The sequence below is a fragment of the Bacillus sp. YBWC18 genome (genome assembly GCF_002998775.1).
Taxonomy (GTDB): domain Bacteria; phylum Bacillota; class Bacilli; order Bacillales; family Bacillaceae; genus Bacillus.
The window spans coordinates 653,739-667,143 of the sequence record NZ_PVRI01000001.1 but is presented as its reverse complement, the minus strand read 5'-3'; the positions used below and the strand labels follow the sequence as shown (position 1 = coordinate 667,143).

Annotated in this window: 17 protein-coding genes; all 17 read right to left on the bottom strand. The window is 40.8% G+C overall.

Features of this window, described 5'->3' with window-relative positions; translation table 11 throughout:
• Nucleotide 1: 1 nt before the first annotated feature.
• Nucleotides 2-430 carry a flagellar basal body-associated protein FliL gene (fliL, locus tag C6348_RS03525; protein WP_034662353.1) on the bottom strand — a complete coding sequence of 143 codons (429 nt, stop codon included), beginning with the start codon at nt 428-430 and terminating at the stop codon, nt 2-4.
• The gene (gene swrD / locus C6348_RS03520; RefSeq protein WP_034662354.1) at nt 427-642 is read right to left on the bottom strand and encodes a swarming motility protein SwrD; all 216 of its coding nucleotides are present in this window, start codon (nt 640-642) and stop codon (nt 427-429) included. The genes fliL and swrD overlap by 4 nt, the downstream gene beginning before the upstream one ends.
• Before the next feature lie 37 nt (nt 643-679).
• Complete coding sequence (flgG, locus tag C6348_RS03515) at nt 680-1,471, bottom strand: flagellar basal body rod protein FlgG (protein ID WP_034662356.1); 792 nt, start codon at nt 1,469-1,471, stop codon at nt 680-682.
• 17 nt (nt 1,472-1,488) lie between these two features.
• Nucleotides 1,489-1,935 carry a flagellar hook assembly protein FlgD gene (gene flgD / locus C6348_RS03510; protein WP_106041897.1) on the bottom strand — a complete coding sequence of 149 codons (447 nt, stop codon included), beginning with the start codon at nt 1,933-1,935 and terminating at the stop codon, nt 1,489-1,491.
• Nucleotides 1,935-3,257, bottom strand: coding sequence for a flagellar hook-length control protein FliK (locus C6348_RS03505; protein WP_106041895.1), 1,323 nt, complete (start codon nt 3,255-3,257; stop codon nt 1,935-1,937). The genes flgD and C6348_RS03505 overlap by 1 nt, the downstream gene beginning before the upstream one ends.
• Nucleotides 3,258-3,959 (bottom strand): MotE family protein, encoded by a 702-nt coding sequence (locus C6348_RS03500; protein WP_106041893.1) that lies wholly within the window; start codon nt 3,957-3,959, stop codon nt 3,258-3,260.
• Nucleotides 3,960-3,971: 12 nt separating this feature from the next.
• Complete coding sequence (gene fliJ, locus C6348_RS03495; protein WP_034620036.1) at nt 3,972-4,415, bottom strand: flagellar export protein FliJ; 444 nt, start codon at nt 4,413-4,415, stop codon at nt 3,972-3,974.
• 8 nt (nt 4,416-4,423) lie between these two features.
• On the bottom strand, nt 4,424-5,740 hold the full coding sequence (fliI, locus tag C6348_RS03490; protein WP_066030911.1) for a flagellar protein export ATPase FliI: 1,317 nt from the start codon (nt 5,738-5,740) through the stop codon (nt 4,424-4,426).
• On the bottom strand, nt 5,737-6,501 hold the full coding sequence (gene fliH, locus C6348_RS03485) for a flagellar assembly protein FliH (protein WP_066030912.1): 765 nt from the start codon (nt 6,499-6,501) through the stop codon (nt 5,737-5,739). The genes fliI and fliH overlap by 4 nt, the downstream gene beginning before the upstream one ends.
• Nucleotides 6,494-7,510, bottom strand: a complete 1,017-nt coding sequence (gene fliG, locus C6348_RS03480; protein ID WP_008344808.1) for a flagellar motor switch protein FliG — start codon at nt 7,508-7,510, stop codon at nt 6,494-6,496. The genes fliH and fliG overlap by 8 nt, the downstream gene beginning before the upstream one ends.
• A gap of 11 nt (nt 7,511-7,521) precedes the next feature.
• Nucleotides 7,522-9,114: a flagellar basal-body MS-ring/collar protein FliF gene (fliF, locus tag C6348_RS03475; RefSeq protein ID WP_034662370.1), complete on the bottom strand. Its 1,593-nt coding sequence runs from the start codon at nt 9,112-9,114 to the stop codon at nt 7,522-7,524.
• A 49-nt stretch (nt 9,115-9,163) separates the two neighbouring features.
• Nucleotides 9,164-9,481, bottom strand: a complete 318-nt coding sequence (gene fliE, locus C6348_RS03470) for a flagellar hook-basal body complex protein FliE (RefSeq protein ID WP_007499609.1) — start codon at nt 9,479-9,481, stop codon at nt 9,164-9,166.
• An 11-nt stretch (nt 9,482-9,492) separates the two neighbouring features.
• Nucleotides 9,493-9,945, bottom strand: a complete 453-nt coding sequence (gene flgC / locus C6348_RS03465; RefSeq protein ID WP_106041891.1) for a flagellar basal body rod protein FlgC — start codon at nt 9,943-9,945, stop codon at nt 9,493-9,495.
• Nucleotides 9,945-10,334, bottom strand: a complete 390-nt coding sequence (gene flgB, locus C6348_RS03460) for a flagellar basal body rod protein FlgB (RefSeq protein ID WP_189293901.1) — start codon at nt 10,332-10,334, stop codon at nt 9,945-9,947. The genes flgC and flgB overlap by 1 nt, the downstream gene beginning before the upstream one ends.
• 286 nt (nt 10,335-10,620) lie before the next feature.
• Entirely contained in the window at nt 10,621-11,400 is a 780-nt protein-coding gene (gene codY, locus C6348_RS03455; RefSeq protein ID WP_012009951.1) for a GTP-sensing pleiotropic transcriptional regulator CodY, read from the bottom strand.
• A gap of 34 nt (nt 11,401-11,434) precedes the next feature.
• A complete protein-coding gene (hslU, locus tag C6348_RS03450) occupies nt 11,435-12,835 on the bottom strand; it encodes an ATP-dependent protease ATPase subunit HslU (RefSeq protein WP_060596254.1) in 1,401 nt (466 codons plus the stop codon).
• Nucleotides 12,836-12,851: 16 nt separating this feature from the next.
• A complete protein-coding gene (gene hslV, locus C6348_RS03445; RefSeq protein ID WP_003211247.1) occupies nt 12,852-13,397 on the bottom strand; it encodes an ATP-dependent protease subunit HslV in 546 nt (181 codons plus the stop codon).
• Nucleotides 13,398-13,405 lie beyond the last annotated feature (8 nt).

Genomic DNA, 13,405 nt, shown 5'->3' with positions numbered 1-13,405 from the left:
TCTATTGCAGATTAAAGGAGGTTATATATACTTCTTTCACCTTGCCATCTTGCAAATAGTTATTCACTTTGTTTTTGACTAGTGTTTTAAAATGTTCTCTGCCTTTTTTGCCATCAAGTTCATCTGCATTCGTGTCTGATAAAATGTCGATTACGGCGTCTTTCACTTGAAAACTTCTTTTCTCGAGCTCTTCTTTTGCTTTTTCAGAGTCCGTTTCAATATTCAATACAAGTTTGACAGCATTTCCTTCAGACTTTAAATTAGTAATAATCTCAGGAATTTCAACAGAAGCTTTTACGACTTCATCTGCTGTTGGCTCTTTTTCTGCTTTTGCTTCGTCTGACCCATTCAGCAGAAAAAAGATGCCTGCTCCAATTCCGACGATGGCAATAATCATGATTAGCATTACTACGACTAATTTCTTCTTCATTCAAACTCCTCTATTCCTTGATTCAATGAAATGACTTGGATTTTTCTGTAGAAAGAAATGATTTTCTCTTGAAGCTGCTCTTTATCTTCTTTCACAACGAATTTCTTTCCATTGGCTAATGTAATGGTCGTGTCTGGAAAGCTTTCGATTTGCTCGATATGGAGAGCGTTCAGCATAAATCCTTTGCCATTTAATCTTGTCACTTCAATCATATTAAGCAGAGAAGCGATAAACCGCTCCCCCTACCTCCTATCGTTTCAGATTCACAAGCTCTTGCAGGATTTCATCAGATGTTGTGATCGTCTTTGCATTCGATTGGAAACCACGCTGTGCGATAATCATTTCAGTAAACTCGTCTGTTAAATCAACATTTGACATTTCAAGTTTACCTGTTTGGATGACGCCCGTTCCTTGTTCACCAGGTACGATAGGGTTACTTGGAGCACCTGAGCTTAAGGTCTGGCGGTAAAGGTTGTCACCAACTTTGTCTAACCCTCCTGCGTTACGGAAAGATACGAGTGATACTTGACCAACGGTTCTTGATACATTGTTTTCAACAACCGAAACCGTTCCATCTGGACCAACACTCACACTCGAAACGCCGTCTGGAATCGTTATCTTTTGTCCATTCATTCCAAGCAGATAATTTCCATCAGGGGTGACTAAGCTTCCCTCTGAATCAGTGTCGAAATTCCCTGTTCTTGTATAAAGAATTTCTCCTTGACTTTCAATCCGGAAAAACCCATCTCCATTGATATAGAAGTCGTAAGGTTCATTTGTATTTTGAGAAGATCCCGCTGACATGATTTTATCAATAGAAGATAAAGATGATCCTAAACCAATTTGTTTTGAGTTGATTGAACCAGAGTTGTTCGTTGGTCCACCAGAACTTCCAATGGTTTGGCTGACCATATCTTTAAAAGTGATACGGCTTTTTTTGTATCCGTGTGTATTGACGTTGGCTACGTTGTTGGCTACAACATCTAATTTTGATTGGAAGTTTTTCATTCCGCTAATTCCTGAGTAAAGTGAGCGTAACATTTATTTTCCTCCTCGAATTACTTCGTTTTTTCTCCAACTGCTGTAACATCCCAAGGGCTGATTTTCGTTCCATCTTCTAAATACAAGAAGTATTCATTGTTTATGTTTTTAACAGACTTCACAGTGCCTGATATCTCTTTATCATCCAGTTTGCCCGATACTTCTTTACCAATCCAGCCTACATACGTCGTAAACGGATCTTGGTGTGCAACAAATGTAGACATAAGCTGATTCAGCTTGGTGATAGAATCGTTCATATTGGTTTGCTGTTCTAAAGATGAAAATGTTGCAAGCTGCGTGACAAACTCACGGTCATCTAGTGGGTTTGTCGGATCTTGGTTTTGAAGCTGTGTAAGCAATATTTTCAAGAATTGATCTTTGCCAAGCGTATCTGTTTTCTTTTCTGTCTTTGAAGAAGTGTCTGTTTGTGCGACTGTTCTATTTGTAGCATCAACTGTTGCCATTAGATTTCCTCCTCTTCTTCATCTGACCCAACAAGAGCATCCAGTACATCTTGGAATTCTGCTTCCTGTTCATCAGGCTTCTGGAAATTCTGCCCTTTTGACTGCTGCTGCTTGTTTTCTTCATTAAACTGTCCAAATAACGACTGCTCATTTGATTGAAGCGGTATATGGAAACGGTCCACTTGAACCGACATATTCGGAAGCGCCTGCTTGAGCTGCGGCAGGTGATGCTCTAACAGCTCTTTTGCTGCTTGTGTCGAAGCAGTAATCTTACTCGCATACATACCATTTTGCTTCGTCAGCTGAATCGTGATAAATCCGAGATTTTCTGGATTTAACCGAACTGTAAAGCGTCCGCTTGAGTTGCCAAATGGCGTGAATTTCATTTGCTTCCACGTATTTAGAATTTGCTGATCAACCGTTCCCGGCTTTTCATCCATTGTTTGTGTCTGCTGAACAGGAGCTGCTGATTGCAGTTGAAAAAACTGCTTATGACCTGGCAACAGCGTATGAGTGATCGTTTTTTCAGAAGCAGGTGCAGCAGTGCTTTGTCCTTTGACAACTTCCTTTTTGATGAGCCATTCAAGGGAGGAAGCACCTTTTGCCGGAGAAGCAAGAGTAGATTCTTGTCTTGGAGAGACCAATTCTTTTAACTCTCCTAAAGCAATTTTTAACTCTTTGTCTGATCCTTTTGCGTTTGCCATCATATGGTCGATTAACTGATTAAAGTGTTTCAGCTCACTTTGAGACATCGAATTCAGCTTTGGTGCTGAACCCTGCGAGAAAAACTGCTCTTTTACTTGCTGAATCAGTTTCTCATCTACCCCATTTTTCGAAAGAAAGTGAATGAAGTCTTGACCCTTTGCTTCAATATCCTGCACTAGCTTTGCATCAAAGCTGAGCGGCTGTTGATTGAGCAGTTGATATAAGAAAAAGTGGACTTGTATGAGCTGCTCACTATGTTCAGAAGCTGGCTTATCAGCTTGATCATCGTAAATGGATGATTCCATTTTTTGAAATAACTCTTCTAGTGACTTGAGATCAGACGAATCAAGCGTTTGACCTTGAAGTGTTTGAAGCGCTTCAAGAAGGTCTCCGTCGATCCCTTCTTCAGGTGATTGCATCCATTTTTCAATGATTTGCATCGCATCATTGATGGAAAGAGAGGCACCCGCTGTCTCAGCATTAACAAGACCGCTTTGTGCGCCTGCCCCGCTAAGTAATTGTTTAAACAACCCGCGTGCAGATGCCACGCCGCCTCCCTTTGGCCCCGAAAGACCTTGAGACGATTGCTGTAAGGCTCCAATATCCAATAGCTTCACTTATTGTCCACCCCCATTTTCACTTTCTTCTTTTTTAGCAAGCTCTTTCGTAAATGTAGCTGCCTTCTGAGGTGTTAGTTTTGCTAATATATCTGTTAGTTTATTTTTGCTCAGCTCTTCAAGGATCTTCAATGCCTCTTTATCACTTAATTCTGATAAAATTTTGGCGGATTTCCCTGCGTCCATGCTTTCATAAATGCTGGCAATCTTCCCTTTAGTTTTCTGATTAGAGGCTGCTGCCCCATCAGAGGTTGTCCCTGCTGCGTTATTGCCTGACGTATTGTTTGATGAGCTGTTGTTTGATGAACTATCACTCGCTGACGTATTATTTGCATCATTTTCAGATGTTTTTTCAAGCGAACTGATTTTTTGATTCAGTCTTTTAATCTCTTCATCACTTGTTTTTAAATCTTTTTGCGCAATTTCAAGTTCATTTTTTTGCTCTTTAATGGTCTTTTTCAGTTCCTTCAATTCTGCATCGCTTTGATCATTATGTGAAGATGACGTTTTTGAGGTGTCATCTGAACCAACCAAACTGCTGATCACCGGAATGTTTTGGAGCGGTTTCTTTAGATCAAAACCCGCAATATAAAGGATTGTGCCAGTCACAATCACAAGCACAATCAATGGGATAATGACAATAAACAAGATCCATTGAAATTTACCGCCGCTTGATTCCTTCGTTTTTTCCTTCTTAGGCATTCATCTCGACTCCTAATGTCCTTGAAACATGAATTGGCTGATAGAGATATCATCCATTTCTTTCATTTCAATGGCCTTATGTTCAAGGGAAAACTTTTCATACTGCTTTTCTTTCATTTTTTCAAACTTTTTAAACTCAATGTTTTTTTCAGTTAAATCAGATTGTTTTTCATTCATTTGATGGCGTTTCATGATCACAAGCTGCTGATAGTGCTGAATGGTGTTATCTAAATTGGTCACAAATTGCTGGTAATGACGCATTTCTTGAACACTCATACCACTTCTCAGCTTTTCTTCTTTGCTTTTTTCCATTAATTCTTTTTTACTCATATTTTCATAGAGTTTTTCAGCGACTTGCTCAAATGCTGAAACGGATTGTTGGTACGCTGCGAGTGACTTGTCTTTTTCACTTTCTTTCAGTTCTAAGAGCTTTTGAAATTTGTATTGATATCTCACTGTTTTTGTCAATCCTCTCTATTCATCAAACGGAGCAATAAATTCACACTGTCTTCAATAGATACAGCCTCTTCTACATCCTGCTTCAAAAATGAAATCAGATGAGGATAAGCCTGCATGGCCTCATCAATGTCTTTCGAGGAGCCTTTTTTATAAGCTCCAATGTTAATGAGGTCTTCAGCGTTTTGATAAGTGGATAAAAGCTGGCGGAACCGGTTGGCCGCCTCCTTGTGATCATGACTTGCGATATTGCTCATAACGCGGCTGATACTTTTCAGAATATTGACAGCAGGAAATTGTCCTTTGTTGGCTAAAGCACGATCAAGTACAATGTGGCCATCTAAGATCCCCCTGACTGTATCAGCGATTGGCTCATTCATATCGTCACCATCAACAAGCACTGTGTAAAACGCTGTGATGGAACCAAGCTGATTCGTTCCAGTTCGTTCAAGTAATTTAGGCAGTATAGCGAACACCGAAGGCGTATATCCTTTTGTCGTTGGCGGTTCGCCAGTTGCAAGACCGATTTCCCTTTGTGCCATAGCGACCCGTGTAACAGAGTCCATCATGAACATGACATTTTTCCCTCTGTCTCTAAAATATTCCGCAATAGCTGTTGCTGTATAAGCAGCTTTCATTCTCGTCAGTGCAGGCTGGTCAGAAGTTGCGACAACAACAATCGATCGCTTCAGTCCTTCGGCACCTAAATCTTTTTCAATAAACTCACGAACTTCACGGCCACGCTCTCCTACAAGGGCAATGACATTCAGATCTGCTTCTGTCTGCTTTGCAATCATCCCCATTAAGGTACTTTTTCCAACACCACTTCCGGCAAAAATCCCGATCCTCTGACCAGTGCCGACTGTAAGCAGACTGTCGATCACTCTGACACCAACGCCCATCTTTTCACGAATAGGCGGCCTGTCCATCGGATTTGGGGGTGACTGATCTGTCGAAACAGGAGCAAGTCCCTTCGGAAGCATGCTGCCGTCCAGCGGATCACCGAAGGCATCAACAACTTCGCCGATTAATCCAGTCCCAACTTTGACCTTCAGCGACTCACCTGTCGCTTCAACTAGACTTCCTGGTGAAATATTGGACGCTTCTACATAAGGCATGAGCAGAATATTTTCATCTCTAAACCCTACGACCTCTGCTTTTATCGGATCGTGCCTACGCCCTTTTTTATGAATGAGACACACGTCTCCTATAGAACTCTCCGGCCCCTTAGATTCAATCATCAGCCCAACAACTCGATTGACTTTGCCAAATCGTTTATAAGGATCGGCGGTTTCAATTGTTTCTTTTAACACATCAATGTTCATTTGTGATCACCTGAATCAATGACTTCTAGTAACTTTTCTTTCAACTGATTCATTTGGGTATCAACACTCGCTTCCACTTTTCCAAAGCTTGTTTCTACGTAACAAGTCCCTTTTGGCGCTTTTTCATCCGAGTAAATGGCAAGGTGTGTATCCTTTTGAAGGATTCTGATTAATTCGTCTTTATACTCCATCACATGATCGTAATGTTCAGGGTCAACATAGATGGAAATATCGTCATATTCTTTCACTTCTGAAATGACCTGCTTCACGAGAGCCAAAAATTGATCTTTCGTGTCCTCAGCCGAGTACCAAACGCGTTTGGCGAGTTCGAAAGCCAGTTCCACAATTTTTTCTGCGGAGCTTTCAATTTTTTCTTCGTAATCCTGCTTGGCAAGACTGACAATGTCATTCGCTTGATCAAGAATCGATTGGTACTGACTAATCGCATCTACTTCACCCTTTTGGAAGCCATCTTGGTAACCTGCTTGTTTCGCTTCTTCAATGAGCTGCATTCTTTCTTCTTCAAAAGCAGCGCGGCGCTGATTGATTTCAGCCATTGTTTTTTCAAGCTCACTATTTGCTTGTTCTACTATACGGCTTGCTTGATCTTCAGCATCACTTAGTACAAGCTGCGAAGCTTCTGTTTCATTGACAAGCTCTTCTTCATGATGTTCTTTTTTGAACTCCACTTGCTGCAAAGGAATCGTTTGCCGGCCTTGCTCAGGAATAACAGATGTTTCATGTTTGATAATCCTAGACAATGATATCGTCTCCTCCGCCTCGAGCTATGACGATTTCTCCAGCTTCCTCGAGTCGTCTTACGATGCTGACAATACGAGTTTGTGCTTCCTCGACATCTCTAAGCCGGACAGGTCCCATAAACTCCATTTCTTCTTTGAACGTTTCGACCATTCGCTGTGACATGTTGCGGAAGACAATTTCTTTGACCTCTTCGCTTGCCACTTTGAGCGCGAGCAATAAGTCATCATTTTCAACATCTCTGATCACACGCTGAATCGCTCTACTGTCAAGAGTGACAATATCTTCAAAGACAAACATACGTTTCTTAATTTCATCAGCAAGCTCAGGATCTTGAATTTCAAGTGTGTCTAAAATGGTCTTCTCGGTCGCACGGTCTACACCATTTAGTACTTCTACAACCGCTTCGACCCCGCCCGTTTGCGTATAGTCCTGCGTAAAGGTTGAAGAAAGCTTTTGTTCAAGAATGCGTTCCACTTCATTGATGATCTCTGGAGATGTGCGGTCCATTAAAGCAATACGTCTCGCAACCTCTGTTTGTACTTCCTCACCTAATTCAGATAAAATCTGCCCAGCTTGGACTGGATCTAAGTAGGAAAGGATGAGCGCGATGGTTTGTGGATGCTCATGCTGGATAAAGTTTAAGATTTGTTCTGGGTCAGCCTTTCGAGCAAAATCAAACGGTTTCACTTGAAGCGAGGATGTTAATCGGTTTAAGATGCTGTCCGCTTTGTCCTCACCAAGCGCTTTTTCAAGCACTTGTCTTGCGTACATAAGACCGCCTTGTGATATGTAGTCCTGTGCGATGGCGATGCTGTGAAACTCTTCGATGATTTCATCTTTCTTAGCAGTATCTACACTTCGTACATTGGAAATTTCTAATGTTAATTTTTCTATTTCGTCTTCAGACAGATGTTTGTATACAGATGCTGACACGTCTAGCCCTAAGGAAATCATTAGGATTGCTGCTTTTTGTCTGCCTGTTAGTCGATTTGGATCTTTTCTCGACATGTGTATTCCTCCTAATCCTCGGACAGCCAGCTGCGTAGCAATTTAGCAAAGTCTTCTGGTTTTTCTTTTGCCATTTTTTCAAGCTGATTTTTTCTCACCATTTCTTCTGTTTCTGGTTCAGTGTCGATATCAGGAACATGGATTGGTGTACGTTCATCAAACTCAAACTCTTCTTCCTCTTCTTTTCTGCGTTTACGCACAAGAAGAATAATGAGAGCGATAATTGCAAGTAGTAGCACACCGCCTACAATATAAACCCAGATTGGAATATTGTTTGATGGGTTTTCTGCTGCAGTTTGCTGTTTACCGTCTAATTTTGATACAGATAAAACAATTTTGTTATCTAAGTCCGCTTGAGTGAGCGCTTGACCATTTGTGTATTCTTTATCAATTGAAGTGCTAATGATCGTTGAAAGAATCTTTTTGATATCATCTTGCCTTTCAGGTGTTAAAGAGTTCACATCGTTTGCAGTTGGTGGTTCGACCAATGCTTGAATGCCAACATCTCTAATTTTATAAGGGCTCTCTTTGATATCTTTATGAATGCGGTTGACTTCATAGTTGATACGATCTTCGCTCTTTTCGTAATCTCCGCTACCGTTCGCTCCATCGGCGCCTTGATAATTTGTGACATCATCGTCGCCTGTTCCAGCGGTGCCTCCAGCTGCTGCACCATTTCCTGAATAAGTTTCAGCAATCTTTTCAGCACTGACAGCAATGCCTTGCATGTTTTCTTTATCAACTGGTTCTACAAGATCTTCTTTTCTTTTCTCTTCAGTAAAATCAATGTCTGTTGTGACCGATACAGCCACTTTTTCTTGACCCATCATTGTTCCGAGCAGCTGTTGAATTTTTCTTTGAAGGTTCTTTTCAATCTCTTCTTTTTTCTGCTGCTGTGCATCCATTCCACTTGCATAAGAATCGGAACTGCTGTTTAAGTCGTAGTAGTTGGAATCTTGGTCCATAATGACAATGTTTTCTGTCTTTAAATTCGGCACACTTTTTGAAATAAGATGATAAAGGCCTTTTACTTGCTGCGGCGCGAGCGTGTAGCCAGGCTCAACTTGCAGCACAATGGATGCTGATGCATTACTTTGCTCTTCTCCAACAAAAACGGAATCTTTTGGCAGGTTAATCATAACTTTTGAATCTTTAATCCCATCAATCGTGTTGATCAGATTGGATAGTTCTGTCTGAGTTGCGTCTACTTTCAGAACATCAAATTCATTATCTGTTAAACCGAAGCCGGAATTGTTCGCAAAGAAGGAATAATCAATATTCCCTGTCTTAGGGAGACCCTCAGATGCGAGTGTTACTTTTAAAGTGTCAGCCTGCTTTTCTGGAACGAGAATCGTTGTTCCATTATTCGCAAGTTCCGATTTAACGTTTTTGCCATCCAGTTCCTGTTTGATTTGTCCAGCTTCTGCCTCAGACAAATCTTTAAACAATGGAACCATTTTTTCAGAAGAAGCAAAGATGCTAACAACCGTAATAATGATTGCTAGGGCAGCAACGCCGCCAATCATGAGTATTTTTTGTAATTTTGATCGATTTCGCCAAAACTCAACTGTTTTTGTTCTTAATTGCATTAAAGTACGATTCATCTTAACCCCCGGTCATTCCATTCAGTCTTTTTTTGTCCGTCAGCACCTCCTACATCTGCATTCTCATAATCTCTTGGTACGCTTCGACTGCTTTATTTCGAAACTCCGTTGCAGCTGTGAGTGTCACACTCGCTTTTTGCGAGGCAATCATGACTTCATCGAGATTGACATCTTTTCCTTGTGCAAGAGCATTTGTATACTGGTCTGATTTCAGCTGTGATTGATTTAATGCCTCAATGGAATTTTTCAGCACATCAGAGAAATTCGTTTGACTTTTAGGTGCAGCCGCCTGAACGGACGATGCATTTGTCAATTCACTTGCTTGCTGAGCGGTTTGAAGCTGGAAAGGAGATATTGCGTTAACCAATTCTTTTCACCTTACTTTCCTATTTCTAAAGCTTTCATCAACATACTTTTATTCGCATTTAGTGCGGTCACGTTTGCTTCATATGACCTTGAGCTGCTGATGAGGTCAACCATTTCCTTTAATGGATCAACATTAGGTGTTTGAACATACCCATTTTCATCGGCATCGGGATTTGTAGGATCATATTGAAGGTTGAATGGAGTTTCGTCTTCTGTAATCTTCGTTGCTTTCACGCCGTTTCCTAATTTGCCGCTCGAATTCATGCTTGAGTTCAATATAGATGAAAACGATTCACCTGACGGCTGTAATGTGACGAGCTTACGTCTATAAGGCTCCCAGTTGCCATCAACCTGTTTCGCTCTTGTTGTATCCATATTTGCAAGGTTAGAGGATACAACGTCCATTCTGAGCCTCTGAGCTGTTAATGCTGAGGCCGAAGCGTTAACGCCTGAAAAAATTGACATCACTTACCTCCTGTCAAAACTGTTTTAAGAGAATTGAATTTTCCACTCATTCTTTCAACCAACGCATTATACTGAATTTGGTTTTTAGCGAGTTCACTCATCTCTTGATCAATATCGACATTATTTCCGTTTTCTTGATATGAAGTACGGTTGCTCGAAACAACTGAATAATTAGACCCTGTTTTAGAAAAATCAATGTGTCCTTGGTATGTTTTTTTAGCATCTAACGTGATCGACGCATCGTTTAGCATATCATGAAAAGCGACGTTTTTCGACTTGTAGTTCGGTGTGTCTATATTTGCGATATTATTGCTTATGACTTTTTGCTTAACATTCGCTCTGCCCAAGGCATTCTCAAGGTTGCTTATCGTTCCAGAAAATATATCCAAAACCATATACCTCCAATCATATGTATTTCATTCCATTTAATCATGTCGAGATTTGTAAAACCATATGTTCATTGTAAGAAATAATAGGATTAAAGTCTATGATGTATATGTAAAAAAAACTCGTAATATATATCTATTTTACGAATAGGCACAAAGACCTAGATTCAAAGAACTAAGGATTGTAAGGGTTTTCTTGGAAAAAAGAGTGTCATTTTTCGGACAAATCCTCTTTTTTTATACAAAAAACCCCTTTTCAGCTTGTATTTTGGCCGAAAAGGGGTTTTGATTAATGAGATTTTAAATTTTCAAGTTCGATTAAGAATTTGTTGTTTAACACTTTGATGTACGTTCCCTTCATTCCAAGAGAACGAGATTCGATGACACCTGCACTTTCTAACTTACGTAAGGCGTTCACAATCACTGAACGAGTGATTCCTACACGGTCAGCAATTTTACTTGCCACAAGAAGCCCTTCGTTGCCATCAAGTTCTTCAAAGATGTGCTCAATAGCTTCAAGCTCACTATATGAAAGAGAACTAATCGCCATTTGGACAACGGCTTTACTTCTTGCTTCTTCTTCGATTTCCTCTGCTTTCTCACGAAGGATCTCCATTCCAACAACTGTTGCACCGTATTCAGCAAGAATTAAATCATCATCTTTGAATGTATCTTGCAAACGAGACAGGATTAACGTGCCTAAACGATCTCCTCCTCCGATAATTGGAACAATGGTTGTCAAACCTGATTCGAATAAATCACGGTTCTCAATCGGGAAAGCTGTATACTCACTGTTAATGTCAAGGTTTGAAGATGTTTCAGGGATGTTGAATAGACTCTTTGTATATTCTTCAGGGAACTGACGGTCTTCAAGCATTTTCTTCATACGCGGATTTTCAATCTGCTGGTTGATCGAGTAGCCTAGAAGCTTCCCTCTTCTGCTTAACACGAAAATGTTTGAATCAATGACATCTCTCAACGTTTCTGCCATTTCCTTAAAATTAACTGGTTTCCCCGCTGCATCTTGCAGCATTGAGTTAATAATCCTTGTTTTTTGTAGTAACGCCATATTAATGATCCTCCTAGATTACTTTATTCATTTGTTAAAGTATAAATTGACTTAAGTCTTTGTTATTTGCAATCTTTCCTAGCTTCTCTTCTACATACTGAGGGGTAATGGTCACTGTCTCCAGTGTAATATCAGGCGCCTCAAATGAAAGCTCTTCAAGCAGCTTTTCAAGTATGGTATGAAGCCTTCTTGCACCGATGTTATCTGTCTCCTGATTGACATGATAAGCCACTTCGGCAATCTTATGAATAGCATCGTCAGAAAATTCAAGAGATATACCTTCTGTTTCAAGTAAAGCTTTATATTGCTTTAATAATGCGTTATCTGGTTCCGTTAAGATTTTCACAAAGTCTTCGATACTTAATTTATCTAATTCTACACGGATTGGGAAGCGCCCTTGAAGCTCTGGAATCAAATCTGATGGTTTCGCCATATGAAATGCACCTGCTGCTACAAAAAGCACATGGTCTGTTTTCACTGCCCCATATTTCGTCATCACAGTTGAACCTTCTACAATCGGTAAAATATCACGCTGAACACCTTCACGAGAAACATCTGCAGATGATGCACCACCGCTTTTGGCGATTTTGTCGATTTCGTCGATAAAAATAATCCCTTGCTGTTCTGCTTTATAAACGGCTTCCTGACTGACTTCATCCATGTCAATCAGTTTTGAAGCTTCCTCAGCAGTTAACGCCTTTCTTGCTTCTCTGACGGTCAGCTTTCTGCGTTTTTTCTTTTTAGGCATGAGATTGCCGAGCGCATCCTGCATGTTCATGCCCATTTGCTCCATACCCGAGCCCTGAAGCATATCAAACATGGATGGCTGCTGCTCTTCAACTTCGATCGTGACGTAATGATCTTCAAGTTCTCCCATCGCCAGCTGATGAGTGATTCGCTTTCTTGTCGATTCAAGTTCAACTTCTTCACTTGATTGATCTCGATCACGGTCATCTTCATCAGAACCGCCAAACAGCATCTCAAAAGGATTTTTCACAGACTGGCTTTTTTTCTTGCCAGGAACAAGTAAATGAACAAGACGTTTATTTGCTTGTTTTTCTGCTTCTTCTTGAACGTCTTTCATCTTTTCTTCTTTGACAATTCTGATCGCTGTCTCAACTAGATCTCTGACCATCGATTCTACATCACGGCCGACATAACCAACTTCAGTAAACTTCGTCGCTTCCACTTTAATAAAAGGCGCACCAGAAATTTTTGCAATTCTGCGGGCAATCTCTGTTTTCCCCACACCTGTTGGGCCGATCATTAAAATATTTTTCGGAACGACTTCATCCTTTAGCTTATCATGTAAAAGGCTTCTTCTGTAACGGTTTCTTAAAGCCACCGCCACTGCTTTTTTCGCATCAAGCTGACCAATAATATATTGATCAAGCTTTTCAACTATCTCTCTTGGGGTGAACGGCTTTTTCTCCATACGTCTCATGTCCTTTCTATTCAAGCTCTTCTAAAGTGATTTGATCGTTCGTGTAGACACATATTTCTCCGGCGGTTTCAAGAGCAGCCTTTGCAATATCTCTCGCTGTGAGGTGATCACCTGCATGTGTTTTGAGTGCTCTCCCGGCGCTAAGCGCATAATTGCCGCCTGAGCCGATGGCCAAAATACCGTCATCTGGTTCGATGACCTCTCCTGTCCCTGAGACAAGCAGGATGCTGTCTTTGTTCATAACGATCAGCATGGCCTCAAGCTGTCTGAGCATCTTGTCACTTCTCCATTCTTTCGCTAGTTCTACGGCTGCCCGCTTTAAGTTACCACCATATTCTTCAAGCTTCGTTTCAAACTTTTCAAAGAGTGTAAATGCATCTGCTACTGAACCTGCAAAACCTGCAAGCACCTTGCCTCCGAAAAGACGGCGCACTTTTTTTGCCGTGTGTTTCATCACGACAGCCTGCCCGAAAGTGACTTGACCGTCTCCAGCCATCGCACTTTTTCCTTTATGTTGAACGGCAAAGATGGTTGTTGCATGAAATGATGACATGAAAAAAC